1 protein-coding gene is annotated in these 275 nt (G+C 39.3%); it reads right to left on the bottom strand.

Annotated features, from left to right (window positions below; translation table 11 throughout):
* Positions 1–192: 192 nt before the first annotated feature.
* The gene (locus CWB72_RS21190) at positions 193–264 is read right to left on the bottom strand and encodes a JAB domain-containing protein (protein WP_354384673.1); all 72 of its coding nucleotides are present in this window, start codon (positions 262–264) and stop codon (positions 193–195) included.
* Positions 265–275: the final 11 nt, after the last annotated feature.

The raw sequence follows: 275 nt of genomic DNA, 5'->3' as shown, positions 1-275 counted from the left end.
CCGAAATTGAATCTGTACTCGATGAAATGGCGCAATACTATGAGGGCTATGCGTTTGAACGCACTCCTATCGAACTGATCAATTATCATGAGAAGTGTCCGGTATAGACCATACTTAGTGATTAGTGGATAGTGAATAGTGAGTAGTACCTTATCAACTGAACATTACCCACTACCCACTATTCACTATCCACTACATAAGTCCTTCTTCCGCAAAACTATAATACCCCTCACTACTTACGATGATATGATCGGCAACTTTGATGTCTAAAAAAT

Origin of the sequence: Pseudoalteromonas phenolica (assembly GCF_005886345.1) — a bacterium.
GTDB classification, from domain to species: domain Bacteria; phylum Pseudomonadota; class Gammaproteobacteria; order Enterobacterales; family Alteromonadaceae; genus Pseudoalteromonas; species Pseudoalteromonas phenolica_A.
Note: the sequence above shows the minus strand (reverse complement) of the source record. Positions and strands in the feature narration are given on the sequence as shown.